Here is a 15075-nt window from a genome sequence, read left to right as displayed (position 1 = left end):
GGGGGCCCTGAGGTCCGTCATCCGTACGGGGACTACTCGGCGGCCAGGACCGCTTCGGCGTCGAGGGTGACGGCGACGGCCTGGATCACCGAAGCGATCTTGAAGGCCTCCTGGACCGTCTCGCGGTCGACGCCGGCCTTGCGCAGGACCTGCTCGTGCGAGTCCAGGCACTGGCCGCAGCCGTTGACGGCCGAGACCGCGAGCGACCACAGCTCGAAGTCGACCTTCTCCACGCCCGGGTTGCCGATGACGTTCATCCGCAGGCCCGCGCGCAGCGTGCCGTACTCCGGGTCGGAGAGCAGGTGACGGGTGCGGTAGAAGACGTTGTTCATCGCCATGATCGCGGCCGCGGACTTCGCAGCGGCGTACGCCTCCGGCGACAGGTTCGCCTTGGCCTCCGGCTCCAGCTCACGCAGGACGCGCGGGGAGCGGGCGGCGATCGCGCAGGACAGGACGGTGCCCCACAGCTGCTGCTGCGAGAGCTTGTCCTGGTTGCCGATGACCGAGCCGAGGTTCAGCTTCAGGTCCTTGGCGAAGTCCGGGACCGCGGACTTCAGGGAGTCGAGGGACATGCGTCACTCACCGGCCAGCAGGGAGCCCGCGTCCAGGGTGTCCTCGCCCTTGGTCCAGTTGCAGGGGCACAGCTCGTCGGTCTGCAGGGCGTCGAGGACCCGCAGGACCTCCTTGGGGTTACGGCCCACGGAACCGGCGGTCACCATCGAGAACTGGATCTCGTTGTTCTGGTCGACGATGAAGACGGCGCGCTGCGCGAAGCCGTCCTCGCCCTGCACGCCACAGGCCTGCATGAGCTCGTGCTTGGAGTCGGCCAGCATCGGGAAGGGCAGGTCACGCAGGTCGGCGTGGTCCTTGCGCCAGGCGTGGTGGACGAACTCGGAGTCGCCGGAGACGCCGAGGATCTGGGCGTCACGGTCGAGGAACTCGTCGTTCAGCTTGCCGAAGGCGGCGATCTCGGTCGGGCAGACGAACGTGAAGTCCTTCGGCCAGAAGAACACCACGCGCCACTTGCCCTCGTAGGCCTTGTGGTCGATCTGGGCGAACTCGCTGCCGGCTTCGAGCGAGACGCAAGCGGTCAGATCGTAGCTGGGGAACTTGTCACCGACAGTGAGCACGTGCTCTCCTTGCAAACCGGAAAGTGACCCTTTTGGGGGCTTTCCTCGGGTGTTGGACGGATCTCACATGCTGGCACAGCTGCATTGATTACGGAAATAGCTACTCTGGTTCAGGGTGATCGGAGGTACCTATCAGTGGCTGTCGGTAATAGAGGACCGATGCAGGCGAAGCAGCCGAGGCAGGCCAAGCAGCCGACGCTGGCGCAGCTGCGGGCCTTCGCGGCCGTCGCGGAGCACCTGCACTTCCGCGACGCCGCCGCGGCGATCGGCATGAGCCAGCCCGCGCTCTCGGGGGCCGTCTCGGCGCTGGAGGAGGCGCTCGGCGTGCAGTTGCTGGAGCGCACCACCCGCAAGGTGCTGCTCTCCCCGGCGGGCGAGCGGATCGCCGTCCGGGCGCGGGGCGTGCTCGACGCGATGGGCGGGCTGCTGGAGGAGGCCGAGGCGGTACGGGCCCCCTTCACCGGGATGCTGCGGCTCGGGGTGATCCCCACCGTGGCCCCGTACCTGCTGCCGACCGTGCTCGGGCTCTTCCACCGGCGCTACCCGCGCATGGACCTCCAGGTGCACGAGGAGCAGACGGCCTCGCTGCTGGAGGGGCTCTCCGGCGGGCGCCTGGACCTGCTGCTGCTCGCCGTGCCGCTGGGGATGCCCGGGGTCACCGAACTGCCGGTCTTCGACGAGGACTTCGTACTCCTGGCCCCCCGCGAGCACCCGCTGGCCGGGCGCCGGGACATCCCGCGCGACGAACTGCGCGGCCTGCAACTGCTGTTGCTCGACGAGGGGCACTGCCTGCGCGACCAGGCCCTGGACATCTGCCGGGAGGCCGGCCGCGGCGCCGGGGCGGACGTCACCACCACCGCCGCCGGGCTCTCCACGCTGGTCCAGCTGGTGGCCGGGGGGCTCGGGGTGACACTGCTGCCGCGCACCGCGCTGCGTCTGGAGACCGCCCGCAACGAGTACCTCGCCACCGGGTACTTCGCCGAGCCGGCCCCCTCGCGGCGGATCGCCCTGGCCATGCGGACCGGGACGGCGCGGGCGCAGGAGTTCCGGGCCATCGCCGCCGCCCTGCGCGAGGCCGTACGCCCGCTCCCGGTGTGGCCGACCGACTAGGCCGGCGCGGCTGAAGGGCCCGGTCGCTGGGCCGGGCGTCCGGTCGCGGGTCCGGGCGTCCGGTCAGGGGTCCTGGCGGGCGCCGCGCGGGCGGCCGCGCGGCGGGATGGGGGCGGCGCCGCCCGGGAGGCGGCCCGTCTCCGACAGGGCCCGGCGCAGCAGGAACTCGATCTGCGCGTTGGCGCTGCGCAGGTCCTCGCCGGCCCAGCGGGCGAGGGCGTCGTACACCTGGGGATCCAGTCGCAGCAGCACCTGCTTGCGCGCCTGTCGGGCCGGCCGGCCGGCCGCCGCCCGGTCGGTGCCCGCGTCCTCGCCGCCGGGGCTCACTGGTAGAGGGTGCCCGTGTTGATGACCGGCTGGGCCGCGCGGTCGCCGCAGAGGACCACCATCAGGTTGGAGACCATGGAGGCCTTGCGCTCCGGGTCCAGGTCCACGATGTCCTCCTCCGCCAGTCGGGTCAGGGCCAGCTCCACCATGCCCACCGCACCTTCGACGATCTGCTTGCGGGCCGCCACGACCGCGCCCGCCTGCTGGCGCTGGAGCATCGCGGAGGCGATCTCCGGAGCGTACGCGAGATGCGTGAACCGGGACTCGATGATCTGCACGCCCGCCTTCTCGACCCGGCTGGCGAGTTCCACCGCGAGCTCCTCGGTGATCTCCTCGGCGTTGCCGCGCAGCGAGAGGCCGCCCTCCTCGTGGGCGTCGTAGGGGTACTCGATCGCGATGTGCCGCACGGCCGTCTCGGTCTGCGTCTCCACGAACTCCGTGAAGTCCTCCACGTCGAACACCGCGCGTGCGGTGTCGGAGACCCGCCAGACCACGACCGCCGCCAGTTCGATCGGGTTGCCGTACGCGTCGTTGACCTTCAGGACGGCCGTCTCGTGGTTGCGCACGCGGGTGGAGATCTTCTCGCGGGAGGTCAGCGGGTTCACCCAGCGCAGTCCGTCCGTGCGGATCGTGCCCCGGTAGCGGCCGAAGAGCTGGACCACGCGGGCCTCGCCCGGCGCGACCGTGTTCAGTCCGCACAGCCCGATCAGCGAGACGAGGGAGAGCAGGACGCCGAGGGCGATCAGCGCCGTCTTGACCCCCGCCGAGGAGGACACCGCGCCCACGGCGATCAGAGCCGCGCCGGCCGCGATGCCCGCGAGCCCCAGCAGCAGGGCCGGTCCGCCCCCGACGCTGCGCGCCGGGAACTCCCGTACGCCGTCCGGCTGCCTGTCCACTGGCGTTGTCATGGATTACCCCCGTTTGGTGTGGGACGTCTGGTCGCGGTCGACCGGAGCGCCTAGCAAAGTGATATCACTTTTTGCGTTAACCGCAACCCATCGGGTCTCATGGGCGTCGGTTCCCTTGGCGTGGGTGCTGATTCTCACGTCCGAATTGACCGGTATTGATCAGGGTTAGCCAACCTTTGTCACAGCCTGCGGTGTTAGTTTTCTGAGCTGACGTCGGGGGGGTAATCGAGCGGAGCGGGAGCGATGGGCCGAGCAGAGGCGCGACGGGCGCAGCAGCAGCGCGGTGCGCGAAAAGCGCCACGCGGGCGTGCGGGCAAGTCGACCGGGAAGAAGCGCAGCGGCATACGCCGCTTCCTCAACTGGAAGACGATCCTGGGGACCTTCCTCGGAGGCGCCCTGCTCCTGATCCTCGGAGCGGTGATCCTCTACTTCTCGGTGGACCCGCCGGACCCGAACAAGAACGCCACGCTCCAGAGCAACACCTACCGGTACGCCGACGGCTCGATCATGGCCCGCACGGGCGCGATGAACCGTGAGATCCTCCCGATCGAGAAGATCCCCGAGGACGTCCGCACCGCGTTCATCGCCATCGAGAACAAGTCCTTCTACAAGGACAGCGGCGTCGACCTGATCGGTGTGGCCCGCGGCCTCTTCAACACGGCCACCGGCCGCGGCACGGCCGGCGGCTCGACCATCACCCAGCAGTACGTCAAGAACTACTACCTCACGCAGGACCAGTCGGCGACCCGCAAGCTCCGCGAGCTGGTGATCTCGGTCAAGGTCGACCGGAGCATGCAGAAGAACGAGATCCTCGCCGGGTACCTCAACACCAACTTCTACGGCCGCAACGCCTACGGCATCCAGGCCGCCGCCCAGGCCTACTACGGCGTCGACGCCGAGAAGCTCACCCTGGAGCAGGCCGCCTACCTCGCCGCCGTCATCCAGGCCCCCAGCCAGTACGACTGGGCGACCGCCGGCCCCAACGGCAAGCGGCTGGTCATGATCCGCTTCAACGCCGTCCTCGACAACATGGTCGAGATGGGCAAGCTGGACAAGGCCAAGCGCGACACCCTGAAGTTCCAGGAGCCCATCAAGCCCAAGCCGCTGCCGGGCATGGACGGCCAGAAGGGCTACCTCGTCCAGGCCGCCAAGCAGGAGCTGAGCAGGCAGAACATCAAGGACGCCGACATCACCGCCGGCGGCTGGAACATCACGCTCAACATCGACAAGAAGAAGCAGGCCGCGCTGGAGAAGGCGGTCCAGGACGAGCTGGAGTCCAAGCTCGAACGCAAGAACGTCAAGGACCGCCCCCAGGACCAGAGCGTCCAGGCCGGCGCCACCTCCGTGGACGCCAAGACCGGCGCGATCGTCGCGATGTACGGCGGCGTGGGCCTAGCGGAGAAGGCCGAGAGCAACGCCCTGCGCACGGACTACCAGCCGGGCTCGACCTTCAAGCCGGTCGTACTGGCCACCGCCCTGGAGACGGGCGCGAAGACCCAGGACGGCCGCCCGATCACCCCGAACGCCCTCTACGACGGCACCAGCAAGCGCCCCGTCGTCGGCAGCGCGACCGCCTTCGCCCCGCAGAACCAGGACGACATCAACTACGGCGACCCGATGCTCACGGTCCAGGAGGCCACCAACTCCTCCGTGAACTCCGTGTACGCGCAGATGATCGTGGACGCCAAGCCGGAGAAGGTGAAGTCGACCGCGCTCTCCCTCGGCATGACGGACCGCGAGGGCTGGCCGGCCGACAGGCCCGCCATGTCGCTCGGCACGATGAGCGCCAACACCGTCGAGATGGCCGGGGTCTACGCCACCTTCGGCCACCACGGCAAGAAGGTCACCCCGACCATCGTGAAGAGCGCCGAGCACGCGGAGGCGACGTTCAAGGCGGTCAGCCCGGTCGGGTCCCAGGTCCTGACGTCCACGACCGCCGACACCGTCACCAAGGTCCTCGCCGGCGTGGTCGAGGACGGTTCCGGCAAGGCCGTCCGCGACTCCGCCTACGAGGCCGCGGGCAAGACCGGCACCACCGAGTCCAACGTGGCCGCCTGGTTCACCGGCTACACGCCGGAACTGGTCACCGTCGTCGCGATGTTCGGCGAGGACCCCACCACGCACAAGCAGGTCACCCTGACCGGTACGGCCGGCAAGGGCCGCGCGGGCGGTTCCAGCTTCCCCGCGCAGATCTGGCACGCGTACACCCTGGCCGCGCTGAAGGGCCAGAGCACCGGCCAGTTCGACCTCTCGGACGCCGAGATGGGCACGCCGCCGACGCCGACCCGCTCCCCGTCCCCGACGGCGACCCAGAGCATCACCCCGTCGCCGACCAGCTCCGGAACCCGCCCCTCGGGCACCCCGGACCCCTCGGCCAGCTCCGGCAAGCCGGACCCGACCCCGCCGACGAAGAACCCGACCCCGACGACGAAGAACCCCACGCCGCCGACGAAGGACCCGACTCCGCCGACGAAGGACCCGACGCCGCCGGACCGGCCGGACTTCCCGCACCTGTAGGCGGGGGGCCCGTACACACAGCACCGCCCCGCGGCGATCACGCCGCGGGGCGGTGGTGCGTTCGGGGCCGGGGCCGTCAGCGGCGGTCGGGCGCCCCCGGCAGCGCGAGCTCGAACCAGACGACCTTGCCGCTGCTCAGCCGGGTGGCGCCCCAGCGGCGCGCCAGCCGGTTCACCAGGAACAGGCCGCGCCCGCCCTCGTCGGTCTCCCGGGCCCGGCGCTGGCGCGGCAGCTGCGGGGAGTCGTCGCCGACCTCGCAGCGCAGCACGTCGGTCCGCAGCAGCCGCAGGGTCACGGGCCGCTCCGCGTACCGCACGGCATTGGTGACCACCTCGCTGACCAGCAGCTCCAGCGAGTCGCTCAGCTCCTCCAGCCCCCAGCGGGCCAGCGCGCGCCGGGCGAAGCGGCGGGCCCGGCCCGGGGCGGTCTCCTCCGGGTCCAGGAACCAGTACGCGACGTCGCTGGGCGCGATCCCCTCGAAGCGGGCCGCGAGCAGGGCGATGTCGTCGTCCCGGTCACCGGGGCCCAGCATGTCCAGCACGTCGTCGCACAGGGCCTCCAGCGGCGGCGAGTGGTCCAGCCCGGTCAGCTGCGCGGTGGTCGCCAGGCGCTCCCGCAGCTGTTCGATGCCGGTCCACACGTCCCGCAGCCGGGACTCCACCAGCCCGTCCGTGTACAGCAGCAGGGTGGCCCCGGCGGGGGCGTCCAGCTCCACGGCCTCGAAGTCGACGCCGCCGACGCCGATGGGCGCGCCCGGCGGGACGCGCAGGACCTCGGCGCGCCCGCCCAGGTGCAGCAGCACGGGCGGCGGGTGGCCGGCGTTGGCGATGGTGATCCGGTGCGAGACGGGGTCGTAGACGGCGTACAGGCAGGTGGCCATGCGGTCGGAGCCGAGGCGCTGCGCCTGCTCGTCCAGGTGGTGCAGCACCTCCGCCGGGGGCAGGTCGAGCTGCGCCAGGGTCTGCGCGGTGGTGCGCAGCTGTCCCATGATCGCGGCGGAGGTCATGGAGTGCCCCATGACGTCGCCGACGACCAGCGCGACCCGGCTGCCGGGCAGCGGTATGGCGTCGTACCAGTCACCGCCCACCCGGGCCGTCTCGGCGGCGGGCAGGTAGCGGGAGGCGAGCCGTACCCCGGTGGGCTGGGGGAGGCTGTCGGGCAGCATCGTGCGCTGCAACTCGTCGGCGATGTAGGCCTCGCGGCCGTAGAGCACGGCCTTGTCGATGCCGAGCGCGGTGTGCGTGGCCAGCTGGGCGGCGACGAGCAGGTCGTTCTGCTCGAAGGCGTCCCGGTCGGGGGTGCGCAGGAACACGGCCGCGCCGATCACGCGCCGGCGGCCCCGCAGCGGTGCCAGGATGGCTCGCTGGCCGCGCGGTACCGGGTGGTCGTCCCCCAGCAGCTCGGGGAGCGCGTCGCGGGCCCCGGCGGCCGAGCCGAAGACGGGGCGTACGCCGCGCAGCACCTCGGCGAGGGCCCCGCCGGGGCGGATCTCGCACAACTCGGCGGCGGGCAGGTCGCCCTGCGGGCCGACCAGCGGGAGCTGGCTGAAGTCGAGCTCGCCCGCGGCTGTGGTGGCTCCCGTGGCCCCGGTGGTGCCCGTGGCCGCGGCGCCCTCGCCGCTCTCGCCCAGGGCCAGGTCGTCGATCGGCCGGAGCCGGTCGGTGCGCCGCAGCCTCAGCACGACCGGTCCGACGGGCCGCTCGTCGCCGACGGGCAGCGGGTCGCGCAGGTAGACGAGGATGGCGTCGGAGAAGGTCGGCACGGTCGCCCGGCACAGGCCCAGCACGATCTCGTCGAGGTCGATGCCGCGCGCGATCCGCCGGGTGGCGGCGCCGACGAAGCGCAGCCGGTCGCCCTCGCGGCGGGCCACGCCCACCTCGCCGGGAGCGCCCGCGCCGCCCGCGCCAGGGCCCGGTACGAGGACGCCGCCGGCGGCGAGGGGCTGCGCGACGGGCAGGCCGGAGCCGGCGGGCGGGCCGGCCGCCGGGGCGGACGGGAGCGGGCCGTCGCCGCCGGTGTCATCGCGCCGGCCGGCGTTGCGCGCGGCCTCACCGTCGCGGATGTGCGCCCCGGGCGGGCCGGGGTCCGCCGCGCCGTGTCCGGAGCTCCGGGCACCCTGCGGTCCGCCGCCCGCGGCGGCCGCGCGGGGGCGCGGGAGGTCGGCGGGCGGATTCTGCGCATGCGTGCGCACGGCCTCGGCGGCCGCGATGGGGGCCTTGCCGTGGCCGGGCTCGTCCGTACCTCCGCCGGGGGCGACGGCGGGCTGCGGGCCCTCCTGGGAGGTGGGGTACTCCGTCACGCGTGGAATTCCGTCCGTCTGCGCTCGATGTGCGCTGCACTCAACTCGGTCAGTCGCGGTATACCCGCTCAGCGGCGGAGGCACCATCACCCCCGGGTTCCGCGTCCCGCTCGTTACCTCTCTCGCTCGGCGCCGACCTCCGGTCAAGTCCCGCCCGCCACAGGTCATTTGCGGCTACGGAGACCCGAGGGGCTCCGGCGCGCGACCAGCGGAGGACGATCCTACGTTTGAACCCCGGGGGCGCATCAAGGGTCTCATGAGGTCATATGCGCCGGGGTGCGGTCCCAGTCCTCCGGCAGGGCCGGAACCGGCCAGGCCGGATCGGGCCGCCAGTCCTGCCAGCCGTCGCGGAACGGCGGCCCCCAGGCCTCGATCAGCGCGACCGCCGCGCGCCCGGCCGCCTCGACCCCGCGCGCCTGGCCGGCGTCCAGCAGCCCGATCCGCCGGGCCTGGTCGAACTCGTCCTCGTCGCGCCAGCTCCAGCTGCGGTCCGGATGCACGGAGATGTCGAGGAAGTGGTCCACGGAATCCACTCCGCCGGACCAGCGCGAGCGTGGCTCCTCCAGGTTCACGTACCAGTTCTTGAAGCGCCAGCCGTGCTCCCAGAACAGCCAGACCGACCACGGCTCCCCGGGCCGGGCCAGCTTCAGCACGCCCGCCCCGAACCAGCGCGACCGTACGGTGGTCCGCGGCGCGGTGTAGCGGGTGGCGAGCGGTTCCTCGTGCACGGGAGTGCCATCGGCGAGCACCGGCTTGACGCATTCGGTGCCGGGGGCCATCCACACGGCGAGCAGCTCGTCGGTGTCGCGCACCACGGTGACCGGGCGGGCGATGTGCACCTGGCCCTTGAGGCCCGGCGCGTGGTCGCGGTAGCGCCAGAGGATCCGGTCCCCGGGCGCCCAGTGCGCACCGTCGGCGCGGTCCGGCCCCGCACCGCTCCCGGACCTGTGGGTACCTGTCATGCGCAGATCTTAGGGCGGCCGCTCCCGAACTGGCTGCGTTGCAGGTCACGGAGGGGTGCGGGGACGGTAAACGACCGGATTCGGTCCCTGTGCGGGGGCTCCTCAGGGGCGGGTCATCCGCAGCACGTCGAGGGCCTCGTCCAGCTGTTCGAGGGTGAGCGCGCCCCGGTCGACGTAGCCGGACTCCAGGACCACCTCGCGGATCGTCTTGCGTTCGGCGAGGGCCTTCTTGGCGACCTTGGCGGCCTCCTCGTAGCCGATGTAGCGGTTGAGGGGGGTGACGACGGAGGGCGAGGATTCGGCGTACTCCCTGGCCCGCTCCGCGTTGGCGGTGATTCCGTCCACCGTGCGGTCGGCCAGGAGCCGGCTCCCGTTGCCGAGCAGCCGGACCGATTCCAGCAGGTTCCTGGCCATCACCGGGAGCATCACGTTGAGCTCGAAATTGCCGGCGGCGCCCGCCACGGCGACCGTCGTGTCGTTGCCGAGCACCTGGGCGGCGATCATCAGTACGGCCTCGGGGACGACCGGATTGACCTTTCCGGGCATGATCGAGGACCCCGGTTGCAGATCCGGCAGATTGATTTCGGCCAATCCGGTGCGCGGTCCGGAGGCCATCCAGCGCAGATCGTTGCAGATCTTGGTGAGCGAGACGGCGATCGTGCGCAGCGCCCCGGAGGTCTCGACCAGCGCGTCCCGCGCGCCCTGGGCCTCGAAGTGGTTGCGGGCCTCGGTCAGCGGAAGCCCGGTGGCCGACGCGATCTCGGCGATGACGGCGGCGGAGAAGCCGGGCGGGGTGTTGATGCCGGTGCCGACCGCGGTGCCGCCCAGGGGCAGTTCGGCCAGCCGCGGCAGCGCCGCGCGCAGCCGCTCGACGCCGTAGCGGACCTGGGCCGCGTACCCGCCGAACTCCTGGCCCAGGGTGACGGGGGTGGCGTCCATCAGGTGGGTGCGGCCGGCCTTGACCACGTCGGCGAACTCGGCCGCCTTGCGCTCCAGGGCGGCGGCGAGGTGCTCCAGGGCCGGGACCAGCTCGCCGGAGACGGCGGCGGTGGCGGCGATGTGGATGGAGGAGGGGAAGACGTCGTTGGAGCTCTGCGAGGCGTTGACGTGGTCGTTGGGGTGCACGTCGCGGCCGAGCCGCTCGGTGGCCAGGGTGGCGATCACCTCGTTGGCGTTCATGTTGGACGAGGTCCCCGACCCGGTCTGGAACACGTCGACGGGGAAGTGCGCGTCCCAGCGCCCCTCGGCGACCTCGGCCGCGGCGGAGCGGATCGCCCCGGCGGTGTCCTCGTCCAGCACCCCCAGCTTCGCGTTCACCACGGCCGCGGCCGCCTTGACGCGGGCCAGGGCCTCGATGTGGGCGCGCTCCAGGCGCTGTCCCGAGAGGGGGAAGTTCTCCACGGCGCGCTGGGTCTGGGCACGCCATTTGGCGTGCGCCGGGACCCGTACCTCGCCCATGGAGTCGTGCTCGGTGCGGAACTCTTCGGCCCGCTGGTCATCCGTCATGTTCGTGGCCTCCTCAAAAAGTTGAGCAATTGTCTTGTTCGAAGTGTTCCCAACTCCCCTACCGACCAGTAAATACCGTGGGTAACACTGACATCGGGGAGGCGTTCATGGCTCGTGCGCGTACGAAGCCCAGACTTGCGAAGCCCAGGCTCAGATCTACCTTCGCCGCGGTCGCGGCGATCGCGGCCGCCCTCGGGGGCGTCACCGCCATCACCCCCATGGCCCAGGCGGCCCCGGCCGCCGGCTCCGCCACCGCCACCCCGCTCCCGCCGGAGCTGGAGGCCGTCCGGGCCGCCGAGGCCACCACGATCTACGGCGACCCGGCGATCCGCCCGCTGAACGAGCGCAAGACCGGGCTCATCTCGCTCGGCGACAGCGAGATCTCGGGGGAAGGCATCGGCAACTACGACCCCGCCACCAACACCCCCGACAACCAGTGCCACCGCTCGCCGGACTCGGCGATCCACCGCACCGGCATCCCGGCGGACTACACCTTCAACGTGGCCTGCTCCGGCGGTTACACCGGCAACATCAGGATCGGCGGCAGCAAGCAGTACGCCGACGAGCTGGTGCAGAGCGACAGCCTCGCCGTCAAGGCCCGCAACACGAAGATCAAGATGGTGCTGCTGGTCGCCGGGGCCAACGACGACCTCCAGTTCGGCCCCGTCATGACCGACTGCGTGACCCGCTGGGTGCTCAGCCAGGGCACCTGCGAGCCCAAGTACGGGCCCGGCTGGCAGGCCCGCGTCGACGGCCTGAAGCCCAAGGTGGAGGCCACCGTCGCCGACCTCAAGACGGTCATGCGCGACGCGGGCTACGCCGACTCCGACTACAAGCTCGTCGTGATGGGCTACCCCAGCCCCATCGGCCCCGACTTCAACGACAACCCGTCCTTCCCCGGCAAGCTCCCCGGCGGCTGCGCCGGCTACGACTCCGACGCGAGCTGGGGCCGTAACTACGCCGTGCCCACCTTCGAGAAGGGCATGCGCGAGGCCGCCCGCGAATCCGGCGCCCTCTACCTGGACAACTCGCGGCTCTTCCACGGCCACGAGGTGTGCATGGAGGACACCTGGGCCCGCGGGCTCTACCTCGACCTCGGGGACCACTTCCCGTGGGACGAGAACACCGCCCGGCAGTCCTTCCACCCCAACTACCGCGGCCACGGCGCCTTCGCGTCCTGCCTGACCCAGCTCTACGACTCCGGCCTGCGTGAGGGCTCCTGCGCCGACCCGTCCTCCACCGGCACCCCCGTCCTGCAGGCCGGCGCCTGGGACGACCTGTACCGGCCGCTGAAGAACGAGGCGACCGGCAACTGCCTCGACGACTTCGGCGGCTCCAGCGCCAACAACACCAAGGTCGTCGCCTGGGACTGCCACGGCGGCCGCAACCAGGGCTGGTGGTTCGACCCCGCGCGCGGGGCCGTCCACACCGAACTGACCCAGGACCGCTGCCTGGACGTCCCCGGCGGGAACTACACGGCCGGCACCGGCCTGGTCCTGTGGAACTGCCACGGCGGCGCCAACCAGAAGTTCGTCCGCGACGGCGCCACCCTGCGCCCCGCCTCCGCCACCGGCCAGTGCCTGACCGTCTCCGCCGCCCACGACCAGCTGCGCCTGCGGCCCTGCGACGGCTCGGCCGCCCAGCGCTTCGCGTAACCCCGTCGCCCCCACGCACCCCCACACCCGGCCGGCCCACCCCGGCCGGGTGCTCACATGCCGCGCAGCAGCTCGCGTACCTCGCGCGGCCGGTTGGTGATGAGCGTGTCCACCCCGAGCCGCACGCACAGCCGGACGTCCTCCGGCTCGTCCACGGTCCACACCCGCACCGCCAGCCCCTTGGCCTTCAGCCGCCCCACCAGACCCGGGTCCGCGCGTACGAGGTCGATGCCCGGCCCCGCCTGCGTCGCGAACGGCGGACGCACGGGCCGCAGCCGGCGCTCCATCAGGTACACCGCCGGCAGCCCGGGCGCCAGCCGGTGCAGCCGGGCCAGCGCGGTCCGGGAGAAGCTCATCACCTCGACGCGCCCCGACGCCCCGTCGGCCAGCCCGTTCTCCCGCAGCACCCGCACCAGCTCCGCCTCCAGCCGGCCCCCGGCCCGGGTGGGGTGCTTGGTCTCGACGGCCAGCCCCACGGGCCGGTCCGCGGCCAGCGCCTCCTTGAGCAGGTCCTCGAAGAGCAGCACCTGCGCCCCGCGGTGCTCCTCGCCCTTCCACCGGCCGAAGTCGAGCGCGGACAGCTCCTCGTACGTCATCGCGGAGACGATCCCGCGCCCGTCGGAGGTCCGCTCCACGGTCCGGTCGTGTACGCACACCAGCCGCCCGTCGGCGCTGAGCCGCACATCGCACTCCAGCGCGTCCGCGCCGTCGGCGATGGCCTGCCGGTAGGCCTCGACGGTGTGCTCGGGGTAGGCGTACGAGGCCCCCCGATGAGCGACGACCCGTACGTCGCGGGGCCCGGGGGAGGACGGTTCGGTCATGCCCCGGACGTTACCGGCACGCGGCGCCCGGCCCGGTACCGGACGCCGCACGGACGGCTGAACAGCGGGTGTCGCTCCGGAGCGGCTACGCCAGGCCCGGACCGCGGACCGGGATGTGGGTGAACGTGGGCTCCGGGGCCGGGTTCTGGAAGAAGTCGTTGCCCTTGTCGTCCACCACGATGAACGCCGGGAAGTCCTCGACCTCGATCTTCCAGACCGCCTCCATGCCGAGCTCCTCGTACTCCAGGACCTCGACCTTCTTGATGCAGTCCTGTGCCAGCCGGGCCGCCGGGCCGCCGATCGAGCCCAGGTAGAAGCCGCCGTGCGCACCGCACGCGTCCGTCACCTGCTGGGAGCGGTTGCCCTTGGCCAGCATGACCTTGGAGCCGCCCGCCGCCTGGAACTGCTCGACGTAGGAGTCCATGCGGCCGGCCGTGGTCGGGCCGAAGGAGCCGGAGGCGTAGCCCTCGGGGGTCTTCGCGGGACCGGCGTAGTACACCGGGTGGTCCTTGAGGTACTGCGGCATGCCCTCGCCCGCGTCCAGCCGCTCCTTGATCTTGGCGTGGGCGATGTCGCGGGCCACGACCAGCGGACCGGTCAGGCTCAGACGGGTCTTGACCGGGTGCTTGGTCAGGGTCGCCAGGATCTCGTCCATCGGCTGGTTCAGGTCGATGGAGACGACGTCCGCGGTCTCCGTCAGGTGCTCGTCGGTGGTCTCCGGCAGGAACCGCGCGGGGTCCGTCTCCAGCTGCTCCAGGAAGACGCCCTCGGCGGTGATCTTCGCCGTCGCCTGGCGGTCCGCCGAGCAGGACACCGCGATGGCGACCGGCAGCGACGCGCCGTGGCGCGGCAGGCGGACGACGCGCACGTCGTGGCAGAAGTACTTGCCGCCGAACTGGGCGCCGATGCCGATCTTCTGGGTCAGCTCGAAGACCTGCTGCTCCAGGGCCTCGTCGCGGAAGCCGTGACCCAGCGGCGAACCCTCGCGCGGCAGCTCGTCCAGGTAGTGCGCGGAGGCGTACTTCGCGGTCTTCAGCGCGTGCTCCGCCGAGGTGCCGCCGACCACGATCGCCAGGTGGTAGGGCGGGCAGGCCGCCGTGCCGAGCGAGCGGATCTTCTCCTCCAGGAACTTCATCATGGAGGCCTCGTTGAGGACCGCCTTGGTCTCCTGGTAGAGGAAGGACTTGTTGGCCGAGCCGCCGCCCTTGGCCATGAAGAGGAACTTGTACGCGCCGCCGTCGGTCGCGTACAGCTCGATCTGCGCGGGCAGGTTCGAGCCGGTGTTCTTCTCCTCCCACATGGTGAGGGGGGCCATCTGCGAGTAGCGCAGGTTCAGCCGGGTGTACGCGTCGTAGATGCCTCGGGAGAGGGCCGCCTCGTCGCCGCCCTCGGTCAGCACGTTCTGGCCGCGCTTGCCCATGACGATCGCCGTGCCCGTGTCCTGGCACATCGGCAGGACGCCGGCCGCCGCGATGTTCGCGTTCTTCAGCAGGTCCAGGGCCACGAACTTGTCGTTCGCGCTCGCCTCCGGGTCGTCGATGATGCGGCGCAGCTGCGCGAGGTGCGCGGGGCGCAGGAAGTGCTGGATGTCGTGGATGGCCTCTTCGGCGAGCTTGCGCAGCGCCTCGGGCTCGACCTTGAGGAACGTACGGCCGTCGGCCTCGAAGGTCGAGACGCCCTCCGAGGTCACCAGCCGGTAGGGGGTGGTGTCCTCGCCCAGGGGGAGCAGATCGGTGTACGCAAACTCTGGCATGACGGCAGTCATTCCTCACTCGGCAGACGGCGCTGGCGACCATTTGGCAGCGCGGTTGTCCAGCGTAGGACCTCGCGCGGGCGGCGG

General features: G+C 71.7%; 12 protein-coding genes. 3 read left to right on the top strand and 9 right to left on the bottom strand.

The features are described 5' to 3' along the window. Nucleotides 1–32: 32 nt before the first annotated feature. Both ACZ6ZT_RS22800 and ACZ6ZT_RS22795 read right to left on the bottom strand, forming a co-directional pair. Nucleotides 33–572, bottom strand: coding sequence for an alkyl hydroperoxide reductase (locus tag ACZ6ZT_RS22800; RefSeq protein WP_469721628.1), 540 nt, complete (start codon nucleotides 570–572; stop codon nucleotides 33–35). A gap of 3 nt (nucleotides 573–575) precedes the next feature. Next, nucleotides 576–1130, bottom strand: a complete 555-nt coding sequence (locus ACZ6ZT_RS22795; protein WP_469721627.1) for a peroxiredoxin — start codon at nucleotides 1128–1130, stop codon at nucleotides 576–578. 159 nt (nucleotides 1131–1289) lie between these two features. Here ACZ6ZT_RS22795 and ACZ6ZT_RS22790 point away from each other — a divergent pair, with 159 nt between their 5' ends. Next, nucleotides 1290–2240 (top strand): hydrogen peroxide-inducible genes activator, encoded by a 951-nt coding sequence (locus tag ACZ6ZT_RS22790; RefSeq protein ID WP_469721625.1) that lies wholly within the window; start codon nucleotides 1290–1292, stop codon nucleotides 2238–2240. Between the two features lie 63 nt (nucleotides 2241–2303). Here the strand turns inward: ACZ6ZT_RS22790 and ACZ6ZT_RS22785 are convergent, their stop codons facing one another. Then, nucleotides 2304–2567: a type II toxin-antitoxin system antitoxin gene (locus ACZ6ZT_RS22785; protein WP_469721623.1), complete on the bottom strand. Its 264-nt coding sequence runs from the start codon at nucleotides 2565–2567 to the stop codon at nucleotides 2304–2306. Next, nucleotides 2564–3475, bottom strand: a complete 912-nt coding sequence (locus tag ACZ6ZT_RS22780; protein ID WP_469721622.1) for an SPFH domain-containing protein — start codon at nucleotides 3473–3475, stop codon at nucleotides 2564–2566. Before ACZ6ZT_RS22780 ends, ACZ6ZT_RS22785 begins: the two co-directional genes overlap by 4 nt. Nucleotides 3476–3718: 243 nt before the next feature. On the opposite strand from ACZ6ZT_RS22780, the gene ACZ6ZT_RS22775 reads away from it, so the two are divergent. Continuing rightward, the gene (locus ACZ6ZT_RS22775; RefSeq protein WP_469721620.1) at nucleotides 3719–5992 is read left to right on the top strand and encodes a transglycosylase domain-containing protein; all 2274 of its coding nucleotides are present in this window, start codon (nucleotides 3719–3721) and stop codon (nucleotides 5990–5992) included. Between the two features lie 76 nt (nucleotides 5993–6068). On the opposite strand, the gene ACZ6ZT_RS22770 is transcribed toward ACZ6ZT_RS22775, so the two are convergent. The 3 genes from ACZ6ZT_RS22770 to ACZ6ZT_RS22760 all read right to left on the bottom strand — a co-directional run bounded on the left by ACZ6ZT_RS22770 (nucleotide 6069) and on the right by ACZ6ZT_RS22760 (nucleotide 10759). Then, the gene (locus ACZ6ZT_RS22770; protein WP_469721619.1) at nucleotides 6069–8291 is read right to left on the bottom strand and encodes a SpoIIE family protein phosphatase; all 2223 of its coding nucleotides are present in this window, start codon (nucleotides 8289–8291) and stop codon (nucleotides 6069–6071) included. Between the two features lie 254 nt (nucleotides 8292–8545). Further along, entirely contained in the window at nucleotides 8546–9253 is a 708-nt protein-coding gene (gene fomD / locus ACZ6ZT_RS22765) for a cytidylyl-2-hydroxypropylphosphonate hydrolase (RefSeq protein ID WP_469721617.1), read from the bottom strand. 102 nt (nucleotides 9254–9355) lie between these two features. Beyond that, nucleotides 9356–10759 carry a class II fumarate hydratase gene (locus ACZ6ZT_RS22760; RefSeq protein WP_469721616.1) on the bottom strand — a complete coding sequence of 468 codons (1404 nt, stop codon included), beginning with the start codon at nucleotides 10757–10759 and terminating at the stop codon, nucleotides 9356–9358. Nucleotides 10760–10866: 107 nt separating this feature from the next. Here ACZ6ZT_RS22760 and ACZ6ZT_RS22755 point away from each other — a divergent pair, with 107 nt between their 5' ends. Then, the gene (locus ACZ6ZT_RS22755; protein WP_469721614.1) at nucleotides 10867–12414 is read left to right on the top strand and encodes a ricin-type beta-trefoil lectin domain protein; all 1548 of its coding nucleotides are present in this window, start codon (nucleotides 10867–10869) and stop codon (nucleotides 12412–12414) included. A gap of 53 nt (nucleotides 12415–12467) precedes the next feature. Here the strand turns inward: ACZ6ZT_RS22755 and ACZ6ZT_RS22750 are convergent, their stop codons facing one another. Further along, nucleotides 12468–13235 carry a glycerophosphodiester phosphodiesterase gene (locus tag ACZ6ZT_RS22750; protein WP_469721612.1) on the bottom strand — a complete coding sequence of 256 codons (768 nt, stop codon included), beginning with the start codon at nucleotides 13233–13235 and terminating at the stop codon, nucleotides 12468–12470. Between the two features lie 85 nt (nucleotides 13236–13320). Continuing rightward, on the bottom strand, nucleotides 13321–14988 hold the full coding sequence (locus ACZ6ZT_RS22745) for a fumarate hydratase (RefSeq protein ID WP_469721611.1): 1668 nt from the start codon (nucleotides 14986–14988) through the stop codon (nucleotides 13321–13323). Between the last annotated feature and the right edge of the window lie 87 nt (nucleotides 14989–15075).

This window comes from Streptomyces sp. NPDC102258, from assembly GCF_055584685.1.
Note: the sequence above shows the minus strand (reverse complement) of the source record. Positions and strands in the feature narration are given on the sequence as shown.

Bases quoted from the DNA above. Each gene is read 5' to 3' on its own strand.
- ACZ6ZT_RS22755 (WP_469721614.1), top strand. From the start codon at position 10,867: ATGGCTCGTGCGCGTACGAAGCCCAGACTTGCGAAGCCCAGGCTCAGA.
- ACZ6ZT_RS22750 (WP_469721612.1), bottom strand. From the start codon at position 13,235: ATGACCGAACCGTCCTCCCCCGGGCCCCGCGACGTACGGGTCGTCGCT.
- ACZ6ZT_RS22760 (WP_469721616.1), bottom strand. From the start codon at position 10,759: ATGACGGATGACCAGCGGGCCGAAGAGTTCCGCACCGAGCACGACTCC.
- ACZ6ZT_RS22800 (WP_469721628.1), bottom strand. From the start codon at position 572: ATGTCCCTCGACTCCCTGAAGTCCGCGGTCCCGGACTTCGCCAAGGAC.
- ACZ6ZT_RS22745 (WP_469721611.1), bottom strand. From the start codon at position 14,988: ATGCCAGAGTTTGCGTACACCGATCTGCTCCCCCTGGGCGAGGACACC.
- ACZ6ZT_RS22775 (WP_469721620.1), top strand. From the start codon at position 3,719: ATGGGCCGAGCAGAGGCGCGACGGGCGCAGCAGCAGCGCGGTGCGCGA.
- fomD (WP_469721617.1), bottom strand. From the start codon at position 9,253: ATGACAGGTACCCACAGGTCCGGGAGCGGTGCGGGGCCGGACCGCGCC.
- ACZ6ZT_RS22790 (WP_469721625.1), top strand. From the start codon at position 1,290: ATGCAGGCGAAGCAGCCGAGGCAGGCCAAGCAGCCGACGCTGGCGCAG.
- ACZ6ZT_RS22780 (WP_469721622.1), bottom strand. From the start codon at position 3,475: ATGACAACGCCAGTGGACAGGCAGCCGGACGGCGTACGGGAGTTCCCG.